Genomic DNA, 22,329 nt, shown 5'->3' with positions numbered 1-22,329 from the left:
ATCTAGAGTTATAACTGTCGGCTTCAATTGTGTCGACAACCCCTATACCAGCATACCAATGATGACAGGATAATCTATATAGAAGCTGAGATCTTCTGTCTTATAGCAGATGTAACCTTCAAACACTAACGTACCGCTGGATTGTAAACCGATGCTCAGCATTACCTTGGCATCAGTCGTGACACGAACTCGATTGCCTTCAGGTAATAAATCGACCAGAGCGTTGTTGATGGTTAAATTAACAAAAGACTTAGCTTGCTGCCACGGCATGCGCGCGTTGAGCTGTTCTTGTAGCTGAGCTTCGGTAATACGCATGTCATAGGCATAGGCCTGCAAAGACATTAATAGAACTATGAAACTGAGTAGTATTTTTGTCATTCTTGCTTCTCCATCGTTATTTTTATGGCTTGGTGCGACGCAACTTGACGCTTAATCGTTTTTTGGGTTTGCCAGCGGAAGTAGGCGGCGAGCAGTGCACCGCTAACATTGTGCCAAACACTGAACAAGGCACCGGGTAATGCTGCCGCTGGGGTATAGAACTTGAGTGCCAGGGCAACGGCCAGTCCCGAGTTCTGCATACCTACTTCGATCGCTATTGTGCGGGCCTGCACTTCAGTATGACCGTTCCAGCGAGCAATTGCATAACCGCCAGCAAGCCCCAGTATGTTATGAAGTATGACCGCGGCCAACACGGAGGTTCCCACGGTTGTAATCTCATCGGCATTCAGTGAGACGATAATGGCGATGATTAGCAGGATTATAGCGCTGGCAATATCTGCAAGATGATTATGCAATTTGGCGCGAACTTGCGGTAAATATTGGTTTAGAAATAAACCTGCCGCAATCGGTAAGATGACCATTTGGCCGATGCTCGCGAGCATACCTAGGCTATCAACGGTTATGCCGCTGCGGGCGTAAAACCAAACCAGCCAAGGCGTCAGAAATAAACCCCATAAGGTTGACGCTAGGGTCATACTGATGGAAAGGGCGACGTCACCTCCGGCAAGGTAGGTCATTACATTGGAGGCGGTGCCACCAGCACAGGCACCGACTAAGATCATGCCAATGGCCAGTTCATCTGGCAGGTTGAATGCCAACGCCAGAACCCAAGCGATAAGGGGCATTAAGGTAAATTGCAGCAGAATTCCTAATGCTACCGGCTCTGGTTTTTTCCAAATACGTCGAAAATCTTGCCAGCGAAGCGTTAACCCCATACAGAACATAACGGCAGTTAATAGTGGGGTAATCGCGCTTTTCCAATCGAGTAGTGGTTCCGGATCGTGCCAAGCTAGAAGGCTGACAGCGACGGCGAGAAATGGGAAAAAGCGGTTGATAGGAAACATGGCAATCCTCCGGTTGATAGGCCTTATAACGACTTTACCGGCGAGCTGCAAGATGGATTGCTGTCGCGGGGTGATTTAGCTGAGGATTAATAGATGAAGATTTCATCTATTAGCTGAGACTGTATCATGGGATTTCGTAGTATTTTCGTAAGATCAAAATTAGGGTGGTTGCATGCAGTTTCAATTTTCCGAACTAACGCCAAATGAACGTTATCATCTGATGGTGCAATCAGTTTTGCCGAGGCCGATTGCTTGGATATTAACCGTTAACGATGATGGCTCGCACAACTTAGCTCCGTATTCGTTCTTTGCTCCTGTTTGCGCTAATCCACCGACAATGGTGGTATCCATCGGGCAAAAACAACCGGGGGAAGACAAAGATACTTTCCGCAATTTGCAGCGTGATGGACGCTGTGTGGTGCATATCGCTTCGGTTGATTGGTTGGATGTGTTGAATGCTAGCTCTGCAACCTTGGCTAAAAATGAGAGCGAGATCAATGCTGGTAATATTCCATTGCTTGCGGATAGCGACGGGGGGTTGCCACACATTGACGGTGCTCCAATCGCTTACTATTGCCGTTTGCAGCAAGTGACTGATCTAGGACCTGCGCCGCAGCATATTGTCTTTTTAGAGATTGATAAGCTGGTTGTTGCCGAAGGGGTCGATTATGTGAAAGACGGCAGTACTCGTCTTTCTGCTGCGGCGATTAATCCACTGGCTCGCTTAGGTGGCTCTGAATATGCCGCGTTGGGCGATATCATTTCATTGGCGAGACCTGAATAGACGCGACTAGAACAGCAACCACAAAAAAGGCGATCTTTAGATCGCCTTTTTTGTATTGGTTACTTCCCTGCTAGCATTAGCCAATGTTTACTAACGGAATCATGCGAGCATCTCGTTTGGCGCCGTAGCGACGCATTTGCCAGAGACAAAGACCGATGAAGGCAGAGCAACCAATTATCCAGCTAATGGATGTTACTGGCGTTTCAAAAATACGGCCTAACTGGTAAATAATAACGGCAGTTGTATAGGCCAAACCTGTGCTCCAACCTGCTACGAATAGCATCCAACGCATGCCGGATTCACGCACCATTGCACCTAAGGTGGCGACACAAGGCGTGTATAGCAATACAAATACTAGATACGAGAAGGCCGCTAATTGGCTGCCAAATAGTGCATCCATTGCGGTGAAGGTTGTGTCTTTAACGCCTTGCTCTGCACCTTGATCAGCCCCAACTAATGACAGGCCTAATGGATCAAGTAGGTTGTCAGCTATACCGGCTAAGTTATCCGGAATGGTTTGCAATGCTTCGAACAGACCCGCTTGCAGGTCGAATTCGCCTTTGTCACCGGATTCTGGCGTGTACAAAGCGTCGAGTGTACCTACAACAGCTTCCTTGGCGAATATACCGGTGATAATCCCAACGGTCGCAGGCCAATTGTCGGCTTGCACGCCCAATGGGCTTAGGACAGGAGTAATGACTTTAGCGATACCTGAAAGAATCGATTTATCGTTGTTCTCGTTGCCGAACGAGCCATCGCTACCGATGGAATTTAAGAAGCTAAGAACGGTGACGACCACGATAATGGTTTTACCCGCACGTAGGCAGAATGATTTTAAGCGCTCCCATGTTTTTAGCAAAACGCCTTTGAAGGTTGGAATATGGTATGCCGGCAACTCCATTACAAACGGCGTTAATTCTGGTTTAAACAACGTATTTTTCAGAGCAAGCCCTGTTAACAAAGCCATGGCGATACCAAGAAAATAGAGGCAGAAAACAATCGTTGCTCCGTTCTCAGTAAAAAAGGCCGCGGCAAAAAGCGCATATACCGATAACCGTGCTCCGCACGACATGAAAGGTGCCATGGCGATGGTAAGTAAGCGGTCTTTTTCGGTATCCATGGTGCGGGCTGCCATGACCGCAGGTACGTTACAGCCGAAGCCGACAATCAAAGGCACAAACGACTTGCCGGGCAAGCCAACAGCACGCATTAAGCGATCCATCACAAATGCAGCACGCCCCATGTAGCCAGAGTCTTCGATAATGGAGAGGAAAAGGTATAAGCCGCCGATAACTGGAATAAAGGTCGCGACTAGTTGAATACCACCGCCCAAGCCATCGGCTAATAGGGTGGTCAACCAACCGGGTGTGCCGATAGCTTCAAGCACATAATGAGTACCATCAACAAATACAGTGCCGAATGCGATATCGAAGAAATCAATAAATGCCCCTCCCAAATTAATGGCGAAGGTGAACATTAGGTACATGATGAAGAAGAAAAACGGTATGCCCAACCAGCGGTTGAGAACCCAGTCATCAATGCGCTCAGATAGAGAACGACCAAAGCTATTAACGGTTAATACTTGCTGCAAAATGCGTTCAATGGCGCGGTACCGTCCATTAGCGACGAGCACGTCAATCGGTTGCTTGTGCGTATTTTCGAGCTGTTGGCGCAGTACGACAGCTTGAGCTTCAACTTGCTCGCGATGATCTTGAGGAAGATCTTTCATCGCATAAATATCTTGTTCTAATACGCGGGTCGCCGTCCAAAATGCGTTGGGAACAGTGCCTTGCAAGGAATCTTTTAATTGATGAACAGCGCTATCTAAATCTTTATCTGGTCGAATCATTGGCGTTGCGACAGTCGCATGGCCTAGTTGATGACCTAATACGCGGCAAAGCTCTGCAATGCCGACGCCCGTGGACGCTACGATGGGTACAACCGGTACACCCAGTTCTTCTGCCAAGCGCTGACAATCAACATGAATACCTTCGCGTTCAGCAACGTCGATCATATTGACTGCGCAAATTACTGGAATCCCCATATCTAGGAGCTGGGATGTCAGGAATAGATTCCGGTGTAAATTGCTCGCGTCGAGGATATTCACAATCAGCTGTGCTTCGCCGCTTAGGGCGAATTCACGAGCGATTTTTTCATCTACGGATAGCTCATCGTCGTGGCTATCTAACGCATAAGTACCGGGAAGGTCGACCAGTAGGTGTGCTTCACCGCGCAGGCTGATGATGCCTTCTTTGCGGTCAACGGTTACTCCTGGCCAGTTACCAACCTTTTGCTTAGAGCCGGTTAATTGATTGAATAGGGTCGTCTTACCGCAATTTGGATTGCCGATAACGCCGATAACCGCTCTTTTCATGCTTCCAGCTCCACATAAATAATGGCGGCCTCTAGCTTGCGTAAGCTAACGGATGCACCGCGCAGTTGGATTTGCATAGGATCTCCCAATGGTGCCAGACGACGAATTTCAACGACCGCTCCTGGCATTAAACCTAATGCCAGCAGCTTACGGCGGAAATTAGATTCTGTTTTAGCAAAGCCGATGATTTTAGCGCGACTGCCAACGGCCATTTGATCGAGGGTTTCGGGTGTCATAATTATCCAGCTTAGATGTCACGATGGAGCAACGAAAACTTCACAAATGATAATCCTTATCATTCAAGAGTGCAAGGAGTCCATAGAGACTCTATGGACACTCTGGCGCTAGCTGGTTCGAAAGCGTGTTTGCTATATAAACGTTTACTCAAATCCACAATATAGTCATTGCTATATTCATTATTGACAGAAAGTCGCTAAATTTTTAAATGGTTTGTTTGCAGTCGTCTATTAATTGTTTAATATTGTCGCCCCGATCATATATCTCGATATTGGTATAAGTCCGTATACTTATACGTGAGCACGTTTGTTGTTTATTTTTCGCACGCTGCTGCAACATTAAAGATGATATGAGGTCGTTTTGAATACCCCCTTATCGGACGTAGTAATAATACGACGGTAGATTAACCAATCGACACAGTTTGAGGTTTTAAACGTGAGCGTATTTGCAAACGATATTGAAAAACAGATCCAGCAACACCATCAAAAAATTCTTGAGCTTGAGCAATTGAAAAAAGATCAAGAAAAGAAATTTGAAGGCTTAAAAGAGTTTGATGTTGCTATTAAGCGCCTATGCAATCAAAACAGTCTGCAAGAGTCGGAGTTGTATGTATCTCGCTCTGAGCAGATTGAAGCTTGGATTGTTGCTATGGCGAAAGAAGAATCACCGTCTTCTATTTATAACAACTTGCGTAAGCACTTTGAAAAAGTGATCAACCGTGCGGCAACTAAAGGCACAAAAACACGTGCTGAGCGCACGTCATCTTTGCCTAAGCCTAAATTAGCAGTTGGCGAATATCGCAATCCAGCAACTCACGAAAAAGTAGAAAAAATCAAACGTAATCCACGTATTTTAGACGAGTGGATTAATGAATACGGTTTTGAAACTGTTCGTACTTGGAAGATTAGCTAATTACTTATTAGTTAGAAATAAAAAAGGGAGCTTAGGCTCCCTTTTTTATTAGCTGTTATCCGTTGTAATAAATGATTATTCCACTATTACGAACGTCACTTGGCGATTATATGGGCGAACCTCATTAATACGCACATTGAGTGCTTGTCCAAGCATAAAGCATTGCTCTGCATTGCGATGAGTAAATGTTTTGCTATCAAACGTCCAATCACCTTTAACCTTACGGCGATCAATAGTGCCTTCGATACCATTATCATTTAAACGCACGGTTATTGAGCTGCTATTCATATGCACAATCGTCGCGTTATAAACAACATTTTTATCTTTCGCATTTAACCAAACAAGTTTCATCCATTGCTCGGTTTGATTTGCTGCAATTCGCGCAGAAGTCTGTGCTTGTTGAACGGCATCGAGTAATTCTTGAGATGCTTGCTCTATATTTTCGCCATTAAGCAAAGCACGTACTGTCCGATGAATCATCAGGTCGTTGTACTTGCGCAGTGGTGAGGTGAAGGTGGTATAGCAGGGGAAGCCCAAGCCCATATGTGGCTTGCCTTCAAGGCCAAAGCGACTGCGTTCTTGTTGGCGACCGATAATAGCGCGTAAAGGTAGTTCACATTCAGCCTTGGCCGCTTGTTGCATGAGTTGTACGTATTCTTCGAGATTGTCGAATTTCGGCTTGGCTTCAAGCGCTAGATTTTCGCGTAATAGCGCGGCGACTTCACCGATACGTTCGCTACGAACGCCTGCGTGCTCTATGAACATACCGGCGTTGCGTTCTTTCAACCACAAGGCGACGGAGCGATTGCAAACCAACATACATTCTTCGACTAAACGATGTGCATCGTTGCGCTCAATACGAACGATATCGGTCACATGACCATCTTCATCGACAAGGAGCTTAAAGTCTGGGCGGTCTTCCATCACTAAGCAGTTGCGCAAGCGATTGGCGGCAAGTGCTTTGGCGCAGTCGGATAGATGTAACACTGGGCCTTGTAGTTCAGCGGCAATCTCATCACATTCGCCAGCAATCAAATGGCTAACTTGGTTGTATGTCAGCTTTGCTCGGCTTTTGATAATCGCGTTGTGTAACGTTGTTTGACGAACATCACCATCTTGGCTCAAGCGCAATTCAACCACCATGGCCAGGCGCAGCTCGCCAGCTTGCAACGAGCACAACTGCTCTGATAACGCGGGTGGCAGCATTGGCAGTACTTGATCAGGAAAGTACGCCGATGTTGCACGTGCTTTTGCTAATTCATCAAGTGGCGTTCCCGGCTCGATAAGTGCTGCTGGATCGGCGATAGCAATCCATAGTGTCCAGCCGTTGCTTTGAGCTTCAGCGTACAATGCATCATCTATGTCGCGCGTTCCTGCTGAGTCGATGGTCACGAACGGTAGGTGAGTTAAATCGCTGCGCTCATTGGCGATTGTACTCAGGCCTTGGGCGCATAACGCGTCTACTTGTGCTTGGGCTGCGTCGGAGATGGCATCGCTGAGGCCAAACTTTTGCTGCACAAATAAGCGTTCGATATGCGGTGTTTGATCGCTACCAATAACCGCGTCGACATCGGCTTGGGCTTTACCTTTCGGAAATGGATGCTGGCTGATATGTGCTTTAACCAGATCGCCGTCTTTTGCTTGTAAGCGTTTGGCGGGTGGTACAAATACCCAGCGATTCAGTGTCGGATGGTCAGCTTCGACAAAATGCCCTTTGCCACGAACAACGTAGCGTCCTAAAAATTCGTTCTGAACTGTGTTGATTATGCTCTCAACAATGGCTTGTTCTTTCCCTTCGCCTGCCGGCTCCACGCGAAATGCAACAACATCGCTGGGTAAGACTTTTTCCATTTCGTCGGGGGATAAAAAGAAACTTTGACCATCCTCGGTATTCACAAAACCGAAACGTCCCGCTGTGGCGCGAACAGTACCTTCGAATCGAGGGGTGCTTTGTTGGATTTCCTGCTTCAGAGACTTCAGCTGGGATAGTGCGTTTTTATCAAGCATCCGATCGGGACCATATGTCAGAAAAGGCGGAGAGTGTAATGGATTTTCCGAGGCTGGGGAAATCCATCCCGTGCGCAAATAGCGTTATTTACAATGATATAGGTTGACCCACCTGAACTCATCGAGTTCATCAAGGTCTGGTACGGTAAAGGACTCATGCCGACCTATGGCTTGATAGGGGGGGAAATCGAAGTCTTTTACGCGCGAGTCAGCCACTAAAATCTCTTGTGCTTTTTGGCGGAATATTTCTAACAAAGGCAAATTCGCCCGATCATAAAGTACGTCGGCAGCAATCAGCAGATCTAATGGCTCATCGAACTCGAATAGGTCGTGATGTAAACGAAATCGTGTGCCATTTAACTTGGCATTGTGCTGGCACGATAGCAGGGCATCGGGATCAATGTCGCAGGCGATGACCTCAGCGGCTCCCGCCATCACGGCAGCAATGGCGACAACCCCAGATCCTGCACCAAAGTCCATGACCTTTTTACCTTTCACCCAGCTCGGATTGGCTAAGATTTCCCGAGCGAGTACTTGGCCGCTAGCCCAGCAAAATGCCCAGTAGGCTGGATATTCTTGAATGTTGCGAATTTCGTCTTGGCTAAAGGGACGGCGCATGGTTTCTGGCTCGACCAGCCATAGCTTTATTTCTGAGCATTGCGGTAAGACTTGCTGACTAACGTAGGCGTCAGCCAACATGGTACGAATGCGAGTATCTAAAATAGGATTACTTATCGTCATAGTGACAGGCGCTTTCCATCGGGTAAGGAAAAGCGCTCATTGGGTCGAGCGACTTGGTAGCCCGCAGCCTCAAGTTTTGTTGCGGCTGCTTCATCGGCATAGTGATACAGAACAAAACGGCTGCGCACGTCGTCACGATATTCGCGGTTAAGATCGTCTAAGCCTGTGTGCGACGGATTCGGGATTGTGCCGCAATCGTGAAATATCGCTTCACAGCCACTTAACTCATGGTGAATAATTTCGGGAATAGGTCGAGTATCGCCTGAAAAAAACATGTGTCCTGGCAGGCAGAGTGCGTGGCTGGAATTGCGAGCGTGATGGCGTGTTGGGTAGAGCTTAAATGTGTGCCCCGCGTGAATAAACTGATCGGTAACGGGGCGCAGCTGAAATGACTGCCAAAAGTCGTGATCGCCTTCTGCCATGGTGCCAGGGTAGGTGGCAAGACGCTGGTGCAATGTGGGAATTAAAGCCAATGGTACAAACAAGGTAATCGGTGCTACCTCTTGCAGTCGGGCGCGAACCGTGAGAATTTCGAGGTCAGCAATATGATCCATATGGGCGTGGGTCATAAATATGGCGTTCGGGAGGCCGCCATAATTTGCTTGATACGCGGCTAACGTACCCGGGCCGCAATCAATCAACAATAGCGGCTGTCGATTGTGTTCAATACAGGCAGCGGAGCAGCCCATTTGTAAATGGCCTCCACTTCCAGTACCAAGAAAAAGTAGGGAATATTCTGACGATTCGCAGGTCATAATGATCAATCACTTTATTCAGACACTGGTTAAATTGCAGCAGAGGTTTTCTATGTGGCGACCAAAATTAATGGCAATACCAAGCGCAGAAGAGGCAATTCCGGGCCGTAGTGAACCTATGACGGTTGAGCCTCTGCATTTTGTTAACGGGCATGATATCACGGGAACTTGTCCTGCAGGACTGAAAGAATTAAGCGTGGGAATGGGGTGTTTCTGGGGAGCTGAGCGCTTATTTTGGTCTTTGCCGGGTGTATATGCGACCGCAGTGGGGTACGGCGGCGGCTTCACGGAAAACCCAACTTATGATGAAGTATGCAGTGGTAACACAGGGCACACAGAATTGGTCCGTATTTGGTATGACCCAGCGCAAATTTCACTTGAACAATTGCTGGCTGTGTTTTGGGAGCAGCATGATCCTACACAAGGGATGCGCCAAGGTAACGATATAGGTACTCAGTATCGGTCGGCGGTATTTACTGAAAATGATGAAGATTTGCGGTTGGTTCGAGCGAGCTTGGATCAGTACCAGCGCTGTTTAGACAATGCACGAGCGCCAGAAATTACAACCGAACTCCGCACCGGAATTCCGTTTTACTTGGCTGAGACTTATCACCAGCAGTACTTAGCAAAAAATCCAAACGGCTATTGTGGCTTGAGTGGCTGCCAAGTGCCTTATCGCCCTCTGTCGTAAGTGAGTATTGATGCCACTATGGTTTGATAGTCACTGCCACTTCGATTTTGCCGAGTTCGATCAAAATCGACAAAGCCAGTGGCAGTTCGCCCGCCGTGGTGGTGTCTCTGGGTTGTTGATTCCAGGTGTTACACATGCGCGCAATCTGCAATTGGCGGCGTTTTGCCAGCCGTACTCATGGTCATTCGCGTTAGGATTACATCCTTATTTTTTAGCTGAGCACGAGCAGATGCACTTTGAGTGGCTCGATGTTGCACTTGAAAGTTCGTCGGCATGCGCGGTGGGTGAGTGTGGGTTAGATCGAGTGCTGGCCGTTGATGATGCTAGCTGGCAACAACAGCTCGCCTGTTTTTCCACACATATCCAACTAGCTAAGCGCCATAAATTACCGCTGATTTTGCATGTTCGCGGCTGTCATGATGAAACCGTGGCCATGTTGCGACGAGCGCGATTTGAGCACGGCGGAGTTGTGCATGCCTTTAGCGGTAGCGAGCAACAGGGCAAGGCATGGCTTGATCTCGGCTTTTGCTTAGGGGTTGGTGGGGCGATGAGCCATCCGCGCGCGCAAAAATTGCGTCGCACCATTGCCGCCTTACCAAGCACCGCTTGGTTGTTAGAAACCGACGCACCAGATATGAAGCCTGCTTTTTGGCAGGGAGCGATGAATTCTCCCGCTGCTATTCCCGTATTGGCAGCTATGCTGGCGCAGTTGCAAGGAACAGAGCTGGGCGAATTATCAGAGCAATTAGAACGTAATCGACAACGCGTTCTGCCCGGCAGTTACTTGAGTCGAGAATGGCCTAGTATTAACTAGACTTAAAACGGTAAGGCTTATAACTCGGTATCATGACAAAGTGCTCTTTCGGGCCGTTTGCTATATTTACGTTGCTCGTCGTCGTCATTCTCAGTAGCTTGATTAACCAATAGCCGCTTTCTGGAGCGATATATGTTCACTAATCACATGTTTGGACTTCTTTATAATCCGCACAGAGAATGGAGTGAGATTCGCCGCGAAGGGGGAACCAGTATTACCCACGCATTCCTTCGCTATGCCTTGCTTCTTGCCTTGATACCTCCCTTTTCTCTATTTGTCGGCACTACCCAAATGGGTTGGAGTATTGCTGGTGGCGATGTAGTGAAGTTGTCATATGAGAGCGCAGTACCGATTGCCATTGCATTTTATTTCGCCCTCCTGCTAGGACTAGCATTCGTGTCTTATTGCGTATTTTGGATGGAGCGAACGTTTGGCGTGACGGCGAGTTTTGAGCGCTGCTTGATGTTCACCATTTATACTTCAACGCCACTATTTCTATCAGGGTTTATTGGCTTTGTGCCAGTGCTCTGGCTTGATGTGATTGTGGTGATGGGAGCTGCTGCATACAGTGTGTACTTGCTGTATTGCGGAGTGCCTATCTTTATGGATATACCGGAAGAACGCGGATTTATTTTTGCTAGTTCAATCGTGACGGTTGGCTTATGTGCCTTAGTCGGTTGTATGGCGATTACCGTTATCATGTGGGGGATGGGGTTAGGTCCCTCGTTTATATAACTCTGTTTTTTCAATTCAGTAAGCCGCAATAACAAGGTCTGTACGAAAGCACTTATTGTATTTCTCTTCTGCTCGGGGCAATCCCGAGCGATTTCTATTTGTAGTCTTTTTGTAATTTGCTATTGATCCTATTGGGCCATCTTATTAGCCTGTTGCACCATTTATTTTCAGGGGCTAATCGATTATGGCGCGCCGTTTTCCTAACGTTCGTAGTATTGCTGTTTTGTTAGTACTGTTTAGCCCAGGAATATTGGCGTTAACGGCAGAAGAAAAAGTCGCTCGACTGAGTACGGACTTGACTCCTGTAGGAGCAGAACGTGCGGGCAATGGTAGTGATATTCCTGAGTGGAAAGGCGGTCTAGCAAAAGATGATTCCGAACCGGCAGGCACTTTTCATAAAGATCCATTTACTAGCGACATTCCTTTTTTACGGATCAGTGCGGCGAATCTCGTTGAGCACAAAAATCGCCTGAGTGCAGGGCAGATAGCCATGCTGCAGCGCTTTCCTGATATGTATTTCGATGTGTACCCAACGCATCGCTCGGCGTCTTATCCCGACTACGTTTATGATGCGGTCAAAGTGAATGCTGAACGTGCCCAGTTGATGAAATATGGTGCTGGGGTGACGGGTGCGACGATGTCGTCGCCATTTCCAATTCCTGATAATGGTTTGGAGGCTTTGTGGAACCACACCTTACGCTTTCGTGGACAAACACTTAACTACACCGCTGTAGCGTCGGCCGTGGCGAGCAATGGTCTGCGCTCGGATACATTGCGATTATACGAATATTACGTGCGCTATAGCGAAAAAGGCTTAGAGCCAGAAGATCTGGATAATAAAATCTTCTTTCTTAAACGCAAAACACTAGCACCCGCGAAATTGTCTGGAGCAATCACATTAGTGCACGAAACGCTCGATCAAGTTCGATCACCGCGTAAGTCATGGATTTATGTGCCAGGGCAGCGTCGTTTGCGCAGAACTCCAGATTTGGCTTACGACACGTCAGACTCTAACACCAACTCTATTCGTACCATTGATCAAGTAGATATGTTTAATGGTGCGCCGGATTATTACGATTGGACCTTGCTAGGAAAGCAAGAGATGTATATCCCTTATAACAGCTATAAAGTGCATCAAAACACGATAAAAATAGATGATATTTTGCAAACTAATCACTTAAATTCCTCTTTGCTACGTTACGAAGCTCATCGAGTTTGGGTGGTGGAAGCAAATTTACGTGTAGGATTTAGTCACCGTTACAGTAAGCGTCGCTACTACCTAGATGAAGACAGCTGGTCGATTATTTATGCGGAAGAATACGATGATGCTGGCGCTTTATTACAAGTGACCGAATCTCACACCATTAACTACTATGACCAGCAATTAGTTTTCCCTACGTTGGAAGTAACGTATGACTTCACGAGTGGGCAGTATTATGTAGAAGGTTTAGATAATGAGCGCCCGAAGACATTCGACTTCAGCTTCAAACGGACGGAAGATGATTTCTCAACCAATGCGGTACGCCGTGAAGCAAAACGCTGACAGCTAAGCCAAGTATCGCTACACTGCTTTTTTAGCGTTACTTTCGTGTGGTGATGTGGTTGTTTAAGCACCTCAATTTATTTGCGCTTTGCGCTGTGCTGGCCTTGTCTATGGCCAGTTCTTATGCTGATAATCTCCCCGATAACTTTGATCAACTACCTGACGATGTTCAGGCGGTGTTACTTGATTTTCTAGAACCACCGCCAGCGGATGTTTGGGGGCCGAATGGCGAGGTTTCGGGTACTCATACCATGGTTCGTTACCTCGACGACTTTCATACTCTGGTTAAAATTGATTTTGAGCGGGGGTTGATTCGGGTGGAAACACGCGGTGCAGAAGAGCCATTATTGCAACTGCGCCAGGCAATTGTTGGTACTTTATTAACGCCAGCCGATCCTCGCGAAATTGATTTATACACAGCTACGGATTTTGGTCTTACTGGCCGCCCATTTTTAGTGGGTCAGGTAAAAGATCAAGAAGGGCAGGGGATTGAATACCCTTGGCGTGCGCAGCGCTATGCCGATTATTTGCTGACGCGTTCGTTGGTGAAAACGCGAGAGGGTTTCCTTATCGAAATACCGATGGTTAGCCAGCACAAACAAGTCAGTGCAAATTTGTATCGCCCCTTTATTAATGCTGCGGCGCAACGCTATGGAATCTCATCAGCACTCATCTTGGCCGTTATTGAAACCGAAAGTAGTTTCAACCCCTTCGCAGTTTCGCCTGCGCGGGCTTATGGCTTAATGCAAGTAATGCAAAAAACCGCAGGGCGAGATGTGATGGCGAAGATCCATGGTAAAGACTATGCTCCGAGTCGCCAGTATTTATTAGATCCGAAAAATAATATTGAAACAGGCACTGCGTATTTATCCATCTTAAGGGATAGTTATTTGGCAGGTATTAAAGGTGACCGTAAGCGTGAATATTGTATGATTGCAGCTTATAACGGTGGTGCTGGGCAATTATTGCGTACCTTCCATCGTGATCGCAATAAGGCGTTAGCGCAAATAAATAGTATGTCTGAAGACAAGCTTTATCGTTACTTGACCACACGTCATCCGAAAGCCGAAACACGTCGTTATCTAGAAAAAGTCATTGCGAGAAAAAAGAAATATGGCGAATGAAGTGAGCGAAATCGAACAACGAGTAGCGCGACTACAGCAGTCGTTAGGGTTGCCGAATGCGAGCCTAAGTCGACGCTGGTTGGATAACGAACTCTTGGCTCTATGGTTGTTGAATGTTGATGCCGATGCCGTGATGATGGATGCTCAAGAGATAGGCCATTTTTGGCAGAATCTTCCCTACTGGGCTTTTGCTTGGGCGGGTGGGCGGGCACTGGCACAATTTATTGTGACTAATCCTGATTTGGTTAGCGGTAAGCGTGTGCTTGATTTTGGTTGTGGTTCTGGAATCGTGGGTATTGCTGCGGCCCTTGCGGGTGCCGATGCTGTTTATGTGGCGGATTTAGATCCACAGGCTTTACTTGCGGCGCAAGTAAATGCTGCCGTTAACGGTGTCGATATTCAAATTGTGGATGGTGATTGGCCGCAGGTTGATTTATTACTCGCCAGCGATGTGTTGTACGACATCAGCAGTAGTGCTGATTTAAAGACTTTGATGTTAGATATCCCACACTGGTTGTTAGCCGAGAGTCGATCCGTTGCTCCCGACTTTGTCGAGTTGCGCTGCTTGCAGCAGATTGAAACCTCGACACTACCAGCAATCGGCGATTTTGATGAGCGAGTTGAGGTGGATATTTACTGTCGTCGGAACGATCCACAGATCCCAATGTTGAATTAGTTAATTGGCGATGGACGATTTTAGTGACAGTGAACTGAACACTATTTGTAGAGTCGAACTGTCCTAAATTAGGCTGCTAAGAACAATATGGCTGTGCTAGAGTCAGCCCAAATTATCGTCTATCTAGACTTAAAAAAGGGAACTTCCTATGCGTTTTAGTTTATTGCTCGTCCTCAGTTTAATGATGTCAGTTGCCCGAGCAGGAGACTTATCGGACGATCAAGTGAATAACTGGGTGTCCTCGATGCCGGCCTTGCAGTCGTGGCTGGATAAGCACGAAGATCAGCTACCGAAAGAAGACATGATGAAAAAAGGCGTTGCCAGCGTTGATGAGATGTTTACTCAGGGCATTGCGCAATTACAAAAAGCCGGTTTGTACGGTGAATTTAGTAAACTAGTAAAAACTCAGAGTTTTGATTCGGTTGAAGCTTGGAGTGAAATCTCTAAGAAAATTACCATGGCTTATATGGCAATTTCTATGGAAGGCGAAGCGGTTGACGTGAAGCAAATTGAAGCGCAGATCGAACAGCTCAAGGCGTCAGCTTTACCTGAAGAACAAAAGCAAATGATGGAAAATATGTTGCAGGCTTCAATGAATATGATTAATTCGCTAGGCACTATTTCTGCTGCGGATAAAGAAGCCGTGCGTCCCTATTTAACGAAAATCACATCGCATTTCGATCAAGATCACTAAGTGATATCGTATTAATAAAAAAGCCGCTATTAATAGCGGCTTTTTTGTCCATTAAAACGCAATTAAAATTTTAATTAGACTCTTCGATTAAACTGCAACTTTTGGTCAGATGTTGGCGGCGATAAGCTGCTGGAGTCAGGCCTGTCCATTGTTTGAAGGCGCGCTCAAAACCTCGACGATCAGAGAAGCCTAAATCGAGCGCTAGTTGCTGTACATCGGTTTGTGCCGATTTAAGAGCGACTTTAGCTTTTTCAAGGCGTACTTCTTTCACTAAGGTAGAGAACTGACATTCTTCTTCTTGGAGGCGACGGGTTAGAGTACGACTGCTTGTGCTAAGCAGCTCAGCTACGGCATCCTTTGTCATCGGAACGGCTTCTGGCCATTGATACAAAATATGCATCACTTTTTGGCTGAAACTTTTTAAACGACTGAAGCGCGACAATGCTTGCTCAGCTTCGCTGCGTAACATATTGAACAGCGCTGGGTTGGCATACGACAGCGGGCTATCCAAATGACGGCTAGAGAAGCTTAGCCAGTTTTGTGGCTGATTGAACTGCATTGGTACATTGAAAAATTTCTGCAGGCGGTCTTTGTGTGCCGGAGGAGGGTGGCGGAATCCCACTCCTTGGATTTGGTAGTAATTACCACCGATGGCTTGCCCTGCGGTATGGATACCAGCAGCGATAAATTCGGCCCGTGTCTGACTTCCAAAGGGCGTACCCTCAGTGACGTAGAACACAATTTTGATCGAGTCTTGGCCGATAAAAAAATCGGGGGATCTCGAATCGCTGATGAGTGAGTAGTAGCGTCGCAGCACGGCGAGTGCTTCACGGCCGGTTTGGCAGCTACTGATTAGAAATCCTAACAAGTAAAAACTTGGCAGTTCCAAACGTTGTCCAGCGGCTAAGCCGATGGCAGGATCATCTAACAGACGACTCGACTGCTCCAGCAAATGGTCAAAATTCGAAATCGAGATACGTTGGGTGGAGCTGGATATCGAGGACGAATCCAACCCTAAAGAACCCAGCAGATCCCTGCTTGAATAACCTTTGCTTTCCAACAGACGTAGAAGGGGCTGTAACGCCGCCGTCGTCATAGTATTGGCTGGATTAGTGCTCATAAATTTAGGCTTTTGCTATTTATTGTTTTTATTAGTGCAAGCTAGAAGCTAGGACATTTGGAGACACTCTCCGCCTTTCGCCACTGCTACCCTGATAAATTATCACCAGATCGAGCCTCAAGCCAGCAAGATTGAACAATTTTTCATCGTTTATTACTTAAATGAGGAAAATTAGTATGAAACCAATGGTTTACGGTTGACAGGTGGGGGTCTCCTCCGTAATATACGCACCTCTGACGCGGGATGGAGCAGTCTGGTAGCTCGTCGGGCTCATAACCCGAAGGTCGTAGGTTCGAATCCTGCTCCCGCAACCAACTACTCTAAGTATGATTTTGTAGTTCAGAGAAACAGGTGATCTGACCTGAAAGACCGTAACATCACGCTAAGATGTACGAAGACGGTAAACAGATACTCAGCATTGGCGCGGGATGGAGCAGTCTGGTAGCTCGTCGGGCTCATAACCCGAAGGTCGTAGGTTCGAATCCTGCTCCCGCAACCAATACAAAATAGCAAATGATTAAGAGACGAATCAGCCAAGTGCTGGTTTTTTTTCGTCTGTGATAAAGCGACCAAGCGGTCGTAGACGGAGCGCCGCCCGGATCGAATCCTGCTCCCGCAACCAATACAAAATAGCAAATGAATAAGAGACGAATCAGCCAAGTGCTGGTTTTTTTTCGTCTGTATAAAACTCATCTCTCGAATCCCGCGCGCCGATCTCTTACACTCAACCTTCAATGCTTGAGATGTTATCTATGTCTAAAACTATTTTGATTACGGGCGCTGGCCGTCGTTTGGGCAAGACGTTGGCAGAATACTGGTTAGCCGAAGGCTGGCAGGTCATTGCCCATTTCAATACCGCGTGCGAGCTTGAGTCTCATTCGAACTTGCGCACCTTGCAGGCTGATTTGGCTGATTTGGCTGATAACGACGCTGTAACAAAATTACGCCGCGAAGTGGCGCTGGCAGGACCGGTAGATGCGGTTATTCACAATGCGTCCTGTTTTATCCCAGACCGCGCGGCGACTGATCTCGCTAAACACTACGAAGTGCATTTCAATGTACATGTCAAAGCGCCAGCTATGATTACCGCAGCCATACAATGGGCTCCTGACGCCGCTATGGTAGCGATTACTGATATCTATGCCGATATACCGAATGAGCGTTTCGCGGCTTACTGTGCGTCGAAGGCGGGCTTACAGAATTGGGCCTTGAGTATGGCGCAGCGTTTGGCGGGGAAGGTTCGGGTGAATGTGATTCAGCCTGGGCCGATACAGTTTTTACCTGAGCATGATGAGGCGTATCGTCACAAGGTGCTATCGCAGTCCCTTATTCGTCGTGAGTTAGGATACGACGCGATTGTTGAGGCTTGTGCCTATCTGCTTTCCGCTAAAGCACTGACAGGCACTGTGATGCGTGTCGATGGTGGACGCTTTGTCACCAATCGCTACGATCAAACCTTTAGCGTCTGATTATCGTTATCTCGCTTTAATGCCATGCGCCACAGAGTCATGACATTTTGGTAGTAGACTTCTTCCAGCGGCTGCTGGCGGCAGGTGTCAGCATCCGCAGCGCGAGCTAAAATATCTAGGTCGATAGTCCTATCTTTGGTTTTTCGGCTCGGATTCTTGGGCTCTCGGCCTAGATTTGTTTCTATCACCTGTAGCCTGTGCTTCAACATGGTTGGCGGCATTTCTGTGTGAAGTACCAATAATTGATTACAAAATTCGTAGTGAAAGGTATCTCCTACTGGTGCGGTATTGAGTATTGGCGATGCACTCACCACTTCACCGATGTCTTGGAGCTGTTGTTCGGCTAACCGTAGGTGTTCATTAGGACGAATGTTGCTACCCAAACCCAAAAGATAATATGGCATAAGTCTTTGTCGAAATTATGATGCTTAAAGATTAAGCGCGGTGCTGACTCTGTCAAGCATTCTTGGAAGGATATGTGGTTCTGGCGGGTGTTGGCTAATAAGGACGGCTAATTTGAGCATGAATCGCTTGGTTTGCACAAATTCTGGTTAATTCTAAAGTTTGAAATTTCGCGCTATCGCTTGGAATCCTCTGTATTCGCTGTTTGACTTGCTCACTTCTGTACCATAGCGATAGGGGCTCAACATGGATGTTGTTAATTTTTTATTGGTAACTGTCATTATTGTTACCGTCACTTGGTTTAGTTCGCCAATCTTGGCATCAACGCTCAAACCGTCACCCGCATTGATGTTGGCTGAGTCATGGCAGCCGGATCAAGATATTACGGGTTATACCATGAGTGAAAAATTCGATGGTGTCCGCGCTTATTGGGATGGTGAGCACCTACTTACTCGCAGCGGACGAATAATACAGGCGCCGGAATGGTTTACGGCGCAGTTACCGCCCATATCGCTGGATGGTGAGTTATGGCTGGGGGCTGGTCGCTTTGATGAAATTAGCGGTTTAATCCGCACCAATGTTCCAGAGCAAGCATTGTGGCGCGAGGTGATTTATCAAGTGTTTGATAAACCGTACAGTCCACAGCCATTTAATGAACGCTACCTTGAACTTTCTCAGTTAATCGTTTCTCTAGATTTTCCTGCAATTAAATTAGTTGAACAAAAAGCCGTTAGTAATCGCGCAGAATTAGATGCTTATTTAGGCGAGGTAGAAGCGCGTGGCGGCGAAGGTGTAATGTTACATCGTTCAACGTCTTTATATCAGGGGCAACGCTGCCAAGACTTGCTCAAAGTAAAATCGGTGCAAGATAGTGAAGGTATTGTTATTGCGTATATTCCTGGGGAAGGGCGCTTGCAGGGAATGACAGGTTCACTGCTGTTACGGTTAGATGATGGGCGGGAGATTCGAGTAGGGAGCGGTTTAAATGATGCGCTACGGCAGACTCCACCATTATTAGGTACGCGAGTCACCTTTGCTTATAACGGTTTGACATCAACGGGCTTACCACGATTTGCGCGCTTTTTACGGATTCGGGCTGACGAGTAATAGCGGCAATTGCTAGCGATACTGCCCTAGTGGTGTGTTACCATTTTTCATTTTGGGCTCTTGTATGCCGCGCATTCAACAACGAGATATTCCAAAAACTCCGGGCTTGCAATCATTACCTCCAGTATTGCAGCGTGTGTATGCCGCTCGCGGTGTTTCTGCCGTCGACGAGTTAGCGTTGCAATTAAAAGGCTTATTGCCGTACCGCGAAATGAAAGGCATAGACCAAGCGATTATGGCATTAATTCCGGTGGTAACACAGGGAAAGCGTTTGCTAGTGGTGGGTGATTTTGATGTGGACGGTGCGACCAGTACCGCTGTTGCTTTGCGCGCTCTGCGTTTAATGGGAGCACAAAACGTCGATTATTTAGTGCCTAATCGTTTTGATTTCGGTTATGGCTTATCACCCGAATTAGTCGCTGTCGCAGTCACTATGAAACCCGATTTAATTATGACGGTGGATAATGGTATCGCGTCTATTGATGGTGTTGCCGCCGCGAATGCGGCAGGCATTGCTGTGGTGGTTACCGATCACCATTTAGCGGCTGATCAACTTCCTGATGCACTCGCTATTGTTAACCCTAATCAGCCGGGGTGTGAGTTTGCGAGTAAAGCAGCGTGCGGTTGCACTGTGGTGTTTTATGTCATGCTCGCGTTACGAGCTGCGTTGGATAAAAGTGGTTGGTTTAGCCAACGAGAAGCACCGAATATGGCGCAATTATTGGATTTAGTTGCACTCGCAAGTGTCGCAGATGTCGTTCCGCTTGATCGTAATAATCGAATTTTGGTTGAACAAGGTTTACGGCGTATTCGCGCAGGGCAAGGGCACGTCGGTATTCAGGCTTTATTGACGGTAGCAGGGCGCGAATCCGCGCGAATTGTTGCTGCAGATTTTGGCTTTGCGATTGGTCCTCGACTGAATGCCGCTGGGCGATTAGATGATATGTCCTTGGGGATTGAATGCTTATTAACCGACGACATCAATCGCGCAGTGGATATCGCGACTCAGCTTGATGCGTTTAATCGTGATCGTCGTTCTATTGAGCAAGGTATGCAGCAAGAGGCCTTAGCCTTATTAGCTAAGTTTGAAGCAGATGATCACAACCCCGTGGGGGTGTGTTTATTTCAGCCCGATTGGCATCAAGGTGTGATTGGTATTTTAGCCTCGCGCATTAAAGATAAATTATTTCGTCCAGTGATTGCCTTTGCAGCGGATGATAATGGTGTATTGAAAGGTTCCGCACGTTCAATTCCGGGGTTACATATTCGGGATGTGATTGACGAAGTGGATAAGCGCCACCCTGGCTTGATTAAGAAATTCGGCGGTCATGCAATGGCCGCCGGTATGACTTTGAACGATGGTGCTTTTGCTGCCTTTAGTCGTGCATTTGATGGGGTGTGCCAAGCGCATTTATCGTCAGAGCAATTGCATCAAACCATTGATAGCGATGGCAATTTGTCGGTAGCTGAATTTAGTTTAGAGCTAGCTGAACAGCTACGCTGGGGCGGCCCTTGGGGACAGAACTTCCCTGAACCTGTGTTTGATGGTCATTTTCGCTTAGTGCAGCAGCGAATCGTGGGCGAACGTCATTTAAAGATGGTGCTGCAGCCGGAAGGTTCGGACCTCGCCTTGGATGCGATATGGTTTAATATCGACCCTCAGCAGTGGCCTGATCAACAGCGAGATCGTGTGCATTGCGCTTTTCAATTGGATGTTAATGAGTTTCGCGGGCGTCAGTCATTGCAGTTGCTGATTCGTCATTTGGAATAGCGATATTTTTTAGTTAAGTAATTCACAAGGACGTGATTATGAAGGCTTTGAATAAAGCAACGTTATTCACCATTATTTTCTTTAGTTTTTTACCGGCCTCTGCGCTCGCTGAGATATACCAGTGGCGTGATGATAACGGACAACAGCATTTTACCGATCAGCCATTAAACTTGGATAAACATAAGGTATTAGACTTAGACGTGAGTTCTAACCTCAACTCTGCGAGTATGGAAGTGCAACCCGAAGCTGCATTGGAGCAAGCCAATCAATTGCAAGTAGATAGGGAAGCACAAAGAGAGGCGGAAAGAGAAATAAGAGAGCGAAAGAAAGCGCGGGCGCTACGCGACGATCAAGCAAAAGAAAAAGAATTAAAACGTGCTCAGGAGTGCAGTGATGCGCGCCAGTCATTGGGTATATTTGATCACAAAAGTTATACCGATACCTCATTGGAGGCACTGAAAAAACGCCGTCTAAAGCGCAGTAGATTGAAGTTGAAAATTGAGAAATATTGTCGGTGAATACGAAAAATTTTGAGTAACTAGATGAAAAAAACCGGACAATTTGCCCGGTTTTTTCTCGCTCTTATCTTCATTTAACTGGGATTGTCTTCCAGTTTTGCTTTCGGAGTTATTTCGGGTTTGCCGCGCAATTTCCAAGTTAGCTTCATCACCAATACATAGAATAAAGGTACAAAGAAGATAGCTAAGAAGGTCGCTGCAATCATACCGCCCATTACGCTAGTACCAATTGCATGACGACTTTGTGCGCCAGCGCCAGTGCTGATTGCTAATGGTAATACACCTAACATAAAGGCTAGCGATGTCATCAAAATAGGGCGCAAACGCATGCGTGCTGCCTCTATTGTGGCTTCGACTAAATCCATACCTTCTTCAACTAAGTGCTTGGCAAATTCCACGATTAAAATCGCGTTTTTAGCCGACAATCCAATCGTTGTTAATAAACCCACTTGGAAATAAACATCGTTACTCAATCCGCGCCCTGTAGCAGCTATCAATGCGCCCATGACACC

General features: G+C 47.0%; 23 protein-coding genes and 2 tRNA genes. 15 read left to right on the top strand and 10 right to left on the bottom strand.

The features are described from left to right. Positions 1 to 42: 42 nt before the first annotated feature. The gene (locus UXZ23_RS00460; protein ID WP_320818702.1) at positions 43 to 378 is read right to left on the bottom strand and encodes a DUF1439 domain-containing protein; all 336 of its coding nucleotides are present in this window, start codon (positions 376 to 378) and stop codon (positions 43 to 45) included. Beyond that, positions 375 to 1,343: a bile acid:sodium symporter family protein gene (locus tag UXZ23_RS00455; RefSeq protein WP_320818701.1), complete on the bottom strand. Its 969-nt coding sequence runs from the start codon at positions 1,341 to 1,343 to the stop codon at positions 375 to 377. The genes UXZ23_RS00460 and UXZ23_RS00455 overlap by 4 nt, the downstream gene beginning before the upstream one ends. Positions 1,344 to 1,515: 172 nt before the next feature. On the opposite strand from UXZ23_RS00455, the gene UXZ23_RS00450 reads away from it, so the two are divergent. After that, a complete protein-coding gene (locus tag UXZ23_RS00450) occupies positions 1,516 to 2,127 on the top strand; it encodes a flavin reductase family protein (protein WP_320818700.1) in 612 nt (203 codons plus the stop codon). 76 nt (positions 2,128 to 2,203) lie between these two features. Here the strand turns inward: UXZ23_RS00450 and feoB are convergent, their stop codons facing one another. Further along, the gene (gene feoB / locus UXZ23_RS00445) at positions 2,204 to 4,501 is read right to left on the bottom strand and encodes a Fe(2+) transporter permease subunit FeoB (RefSeq protein WP_320818699.1); all 2,298 of its coding nucleotides are present in this window, start codon (positions 4,499 to 4,501) and stop codon (positions 2,204 to 2,206) included. Next, positions 4,498 to 4,737 (bottom strand): FeoA family protein, encoded by a 240-nt coding sequence (locus UXZ23_RS00440; protein WP_025266015.1) that lies wholly within the window; start codon positions 4,735 to 4,737, stop codon positions 4,498 to 4,500. The genes feoB and UXZ23_RS00440 overlap by 4 nt, the downstream gene beginning before the upstream one ends. A gap of 436 nt (positions 4,738 to 5,173) precedes the next feature. Between UXZ23_RS00440 and UXZ23_RS00435 the strand changes: the two genes are divergently transcribed. Then, positions 5,174 to 5,650, top strand: coding sequence for a hypothetical protein (locus UXZ23_RS00435; RefSeq protein ID WP_320818698.1), 477 nt, complete (start codon positions 5,174 to 5,176; stop codon positions 5,648 to 5,650). 75 nt (positions 5,651 to 5,725) lie between these two features. On the opposite strand, the gene UXZ23_RS00430 is transcribed toward UXZ23_RS00435, so the two are convergent. The 3 genes from UXZ23_RS00430 to UXZ23_RS00420 all read right to left on the bottom strand — a co-directional run bounded on the left by UXZ23_RS00430 (position 5,726) and on the right by UXZ23_RS00420 (position 9,087). After that, positions 5,726 to 7,657, bottom strand: coding sequence for a ribonuclease R family protein (locus UXZ23_RS00430; RefSeq protein ID WP_320818697.1), 1,932 nt, complete (start codon positions 7,655 to 7,657; stop codon positions 5,726 to 5,728). 84 nt (positions 7,658 to 7,741) lie between these two features. Then, positions 7,742 to 8,398 (bottom strand): class I SAM-dependent methyltransferase, encoded by a 657-nt coding sequence (locus tag UXZ23_RS00425; RefSeq protein WP_320818696.1) that lies wholly within the window; start codon positions 8,396 to 8,398, stop codon positions 7,742 to 7,744. Then, positions 8,395 to 9,087, bottom strand: a complete 693-nt coding sequence (locus UXZ23_RS00420; RefSeq protein WP_320818695.1) for an MBL fold metallo-hydrolase — start codon at positions 9,085 to 9,087, stop codon at positions 8,395 to 8,397. The genes UXZ23_RS00425 and UXZ23_RS00420 overlap by 4 nt, the downstream gene beginning before the upstream one ends. Before the next feature lie 118 nt (positions 9,088 to 9,205). On the opposite strand from UXZ23_RS00420, the gene msrA reads away from it, so the two are divergent. From msrA to UXZ23_RS00385, 7 genes are all read left to right on the top strand, one after another. Further along, positions 9,206 to 9,844 (top strand): peptide-methionine (S)-S-oxide reductase MsrA, encoded by a 639-nt coding sequence (msrA, locus tag UXZ23_RS00415; RefSeq protein WP_320818694.1) that lies wholly within the window; start codon positions 9,206 to 9,208, stop codon positions 9,842 to 9,844. 10 nt (positions 9,845 to 9,854) lie between these two features. Beyond that, positions 9,855 to 10,658 carry a TatD family hydrolase gene (locus UXZ23_RS00410; RefSeq protein ID WP_320818693.1) on the top strand — a complete coding sequence of 268 codons (804 nt, stop codon included), beginning with the start codon at positions 9,855 to 9,857 and terminating at the stop codon, positions 10,656 to 10,658. A gap of 132 nt (positions 10,659 to 10,790) precedes the next feature. After that, entirely contained in the window at positions 10,791 to 11,393 is a 603-nt protein-coding gene (locus UXZ23_RS00405; protein ID WP_320818692.1) for a Yip1 family protein, read from the top strand. Positions 11,394 to 11,577: 184 nt separating this feature from the next. Continuing rightward, positions 11,578 to 12,936 (top strand): DUF1329 domain-containing protein, encoded by a 1,359-nt coding sequence (locus tag UXZ23_RS00400; protein ID WP_320818691.1) that lies wholly within the window; start codon positions 11,578 to 11,580, stop codon positions 12,934 to 12,936. Between the two features lie 110 nt (positions 12,937 to 13,046). After that, complete coding sequence (locus UXZ23_RS00395) at positions 13,047 to 14,060, top strand: murein transglycosylase domain-containing protein (protein ID WP_320818690.1); 1,014 nt, start codon at positions 13,047 to 13,049, stop codon at positions 14,058 to 14,060. Continuing rightward, entirely contained in the window at positions 14,050 to 14,736 is a 687-nt protein-coding gene (locus UXZ23_RS00390) for a class I SAM-dependent methyltransferase (protein ID WP_320818689.1), read from the top strand. Before UXZ23_RS00395 ends, UXZ23_RS00390 begins: the two co-directional genes overlap by 11 nt. A gap of 148 nt (positions 14,737 to 14,884) precedes the next feature. Then, complete coding sequence (locus tag UXZ23_RS00385) at positions 14,885 to 15,430, top strand: hypothetical protein (protein WP_320818688.1); 546 nt, start codon at positions 14,885 to 14,887, stop codon at positions 15,428 to 15,430. Positions 15,431 to 15,500: 70 nt separating this feature from the next. On the opposite strand, the gene UXZ23_RS00380 is transcribed toward UXZ23_RS00385, so the two are convergent. Beyond that, positions 15,501 to 16,550, bottom strand: a complete 1,050-nt coding sequence (locus UXZ23_RS00380; protein ID WP_320818687.1) for an AraC family transcriptional regulator — start codon at positions 16,548 to 16,550, stop codon at positions 15,501 to 15,503. Between the two features lie 237 nt (positions 16,551 to 16,787). Between UXZ23_RS00380 and UXZ23_RS00375 the strand changes: the two genes are divergently transcribed. The 3 genes from UXZ23_RS00375 to UXZ23_RS00365 all read left to right on the top strand — a co-directional run bounded on the left by UXZ23_RS00375 (position 16,788) and on the right by UXZ23_RS00365 (position 18,019). Then, positions 16,788 to 16,864, top strand: a tRNA-Met gene (locus UXZ23_RS00375). A gap of 108 nt (positions 16,865 to 16,972) precedes the next feature. Continuing rightward, positions 16,973 to 17,049: transfer RNA gene (locus UXZ23_RS00370), tRNA-Met, on the top strand. Positions 17,050 to 17,302: 253 nt separating this feature from the next. After that, the gene (locus tag UXZ23_RS00365; RefSeq protein ID WP_320818686.1) at positions 17,303 to 18,019 is read left to right on the top strand and encodes an SDR family NAD(P)-dependent oxidoreductase; all 717 of its coding nucleotides are present in this window, start codon (positions 17,303 to 17,305) and stop codon (positions 18,017 to 18,019) included. Here the strand turns inward: UXZ23_RS00365 and folK are convergent. Continuing rightward, entirely contained in the window at positions 18,001 to 18,423 is a 423-nt protein-coding gene (folK, locus tag UXZ23_RS00360) for a 2-amino-4-hydroxy-6-hydroxymethyldihydropteridine diphosphokinase (protein WP_320818685.1), read from the bottom strand. The two genes, UXZ23_RS00365 and folK, sit on opposite strands and share 19 nt — an antisense overlap. 244 nt (positions 18,424 to 18,667) lie before the next feature. On the opposite strand from folK, the gene UXZ23_RS00355 reads away from it, so the two are divergent. The 3 genes from UXZ23_RS00355 to UXZ23_RS00345 all read left to right on the top strand — a co-directional run bounded on the left by UXZ23_RS00355 (position 18,668) and on the right by UXZ23_RS00345 (position 21,817). Continuing rightward, complete coding sequence (locus tag UXZ23_RS00355; RefSeq protein ID WP_320818684.1) at positions 18,668 to 19,528, top strand: DNA ligase; 861 nt, start codon at positions 18,668 to 18,670, stop codon at positions 19,526 to 19,528. A gap of 64 nt (positions 19,529 to 19,592) precedes the next feature. Next, positions 19,593 to 21,299, top strand: a complete 1,707-nt coding sequence (recJ, locus tag UXZ23_RS00350) for a single-stranded-DNA-specific exonuclease RecJ (protein WP_320818683.1) — start codon at positions 19,593 to 19,595, stop codon at positions 21,297 to 21,299. A 38-nt stretch (positions 21,300 to 21,337) separates the two neighbouring features. Further along, positions 21,338 to 21,817, top strand: coding sequence for a DUF4124 domain-containing protein (locus UXZ23_RS00345; RefSeq protein WP_320818682.1), 480 nt, complete (start codon positions 21,338 to 21,340; stop codon positions 21,815 to 21,817). A gap of 74 nt (positions 21,818 to 21,891) precedes the next feature. Here the strand turns inward: UXZ23_RS00345 and UXZ23_RS00340 are convergent. Then, the coding region (locus UXZ23_RS00340; RefSeq protein ID WP_320818681.1) for an efflux RND transporter permease subunit at positions 21,892 to 22,329 on the bottom strand (438 nt) is incomplete at its 5' end.

It is taken from the genome of Thalassolituus sp., assembly GCF_034111725.1.
Taxonomy (GTDB): Bacteria; Pseudomonadota; Gammaproteobacteria; order Pseudomonadales; family Oceanobacteraceae; genus Thalassolituus.
This window is presented reverse-complemented; position numbering and strand designations above follow the sequence as displayed.

What these genes read in the sequence shown, in the direction of transcription:
- UXZ23_RS00460 (WP_320818702.1), bottom strand. Translation starts at nt 378, where the DNA reads ATGACAAAAATACTACTCAGTTTCATAGTTCTATTAATGTCTTTGCAG.
- UXZ23_RS00455 (WP_320818701.1), bottom strand. Translation starts at nt 1,343, where the DNA reads ATGTTTCCTATCAACCGCTTTTTCCCATTTCTCGCCGTCGCTGTCAGC.
- UXZ23_RS00450 (WP_320818700.1), top strand. Translation starts at nt 1,516, where the DNA reads ATGCAGTTTCAATTTTCCGAACTAACGCCAAATGAACGTTATCATCTG.
- feoB (WP_320818699.1), bottom strand. Translation starts at nt 4,501, where the DNA reads ATGAAAAGAGCGGTTATCGGCGTTATCGGCAATCCAAATTGCGGTAAG.
- UXZ23_RS00440 (WP_025266015.1), bottom strand. Translation starts at nt 4,737, where the DNA reads ATGACACCCGAAACCCTCGATCAAATGGCCGTTGGCAGTCGCGCTAAA.
- UXZ23_RS00430 (WP_320818697.1), bottom strand. Translation starts at nt 7,657, where the DNA reads ATGCTTGATAAAAACGCACTATCCCAGCTGAAGTCTCTGAAGCAGGAA.
- UXZ23_RS00425 (WP_320818696.1), bottom strand. Translation starts at nt 8,398, where the DNA reads ATGACGATAAGTAATCCTATTTTAGATACTCGCATTCGTACCATGTTG.
- UXZ23_RS00420 (WP_320818695.1), bottom strand. Translation starts at nt 9,087, where the DNA reads ATGGGCTGCTCCGCTGCCTGTATTGAACACAATCGACAGCCGCTATTG.
- msrA (WP_320818694.1), top strand. Translation starts at nt 9,206, where the DNA reads ATGTGGCGACCAAAATTAATGGCAATACCAAGCGCAGAAGAGGCAATT.
- UXZ23_RS00410 (WP_320818693.1), top strand. Translation starts at nt 9,855, where the DNA reads ATGCCACTATGGTTTGATAGTCACTGCCACTTCGATTTTGCCGAGTTC.
- UXZ23_RS00405 (WP_320818692.1), top strand. Translation starts at nt 10,791, where the DNA reads ATGTTCACTAATCACATGTTTGGACTTCTTTATAATCCGCACAGAGAA.
- UXZ23_RS00400 (WP_320818691.1), top strand. Translation starts at nt 11,578, where the DNA reads ATGGCGCGCCGTTTTCCTAACGTTCGTAGTATTGCTGTTTTGTTAGTA.
- UXZ23_RS00395 (WP_320818690.1), top strand. Translation starts at nt 13,047, where the DNA reads ATGGCCAGTTCTTATGCTGATAATCTCCCCGATAACTTTGATCAACTA.
- UXZ23_RS00390 (WP_320818689.1), top strand. Translation starts at nt 14,050, where the DNA reads ATGGCGAATGAAGTGAGCGAAATCGAACAACGAGTAGCGCGACTACAG.
- UXZ23_RS00385 (WP_320818688.1), top strand. Translation starts at nt 14,885, where the DNA reads ATGCGTTTTAGTTTATTGCTCGTCCTCAGTTTAATGATGTCAGTTGCC.
- UXZ23_RS00380 (WP_320818687.1), bottom strand. Translation starts at nt 16,550, where the DNA reads ATGAGCACTAATCCAGCCAATACTATGACGACGGCGGCGTTACAGCCC.
- UXZ23_RS00365 (WP_320818686.1), top strand. Translation starts at nt 17,303, where the DNA reads ATGTCTAAAACTATTTTGATTACGGGCGCTGGCCGTCGTTTGGGCAAG.
- folK (WP_320818685.1), bottom strand. Translation starts at nt 18,423, where the DNA reads ATGCCATATTATCTTTTGGGTTTGGGTAGCAACATTCGTCCTAATGAA.
- UXZ23_RS00355 (WP_320818684.1), top strand. Translation starts at nt 18,668, where the DNA reads ATGGATGTTGTTAATTTTTTATTGGTAACTGTCATTATTGTTACCGTC.
- recJ (WP_320818683.1), top strand. Translation starts at nt 19,593, where the DNA reads ATGCCGCGCATTCAACAACGAGATATTCCAAAAACTCCGGGCTTGCAA.
- UXZ23_RS00345 (WP_320818682.1), top strand. Translation starts at nt 21,338, where the DNA reads ATGAAGGCTTTGAATAAAGCAACGTTATTCACCATTATTTTCTTTAGT.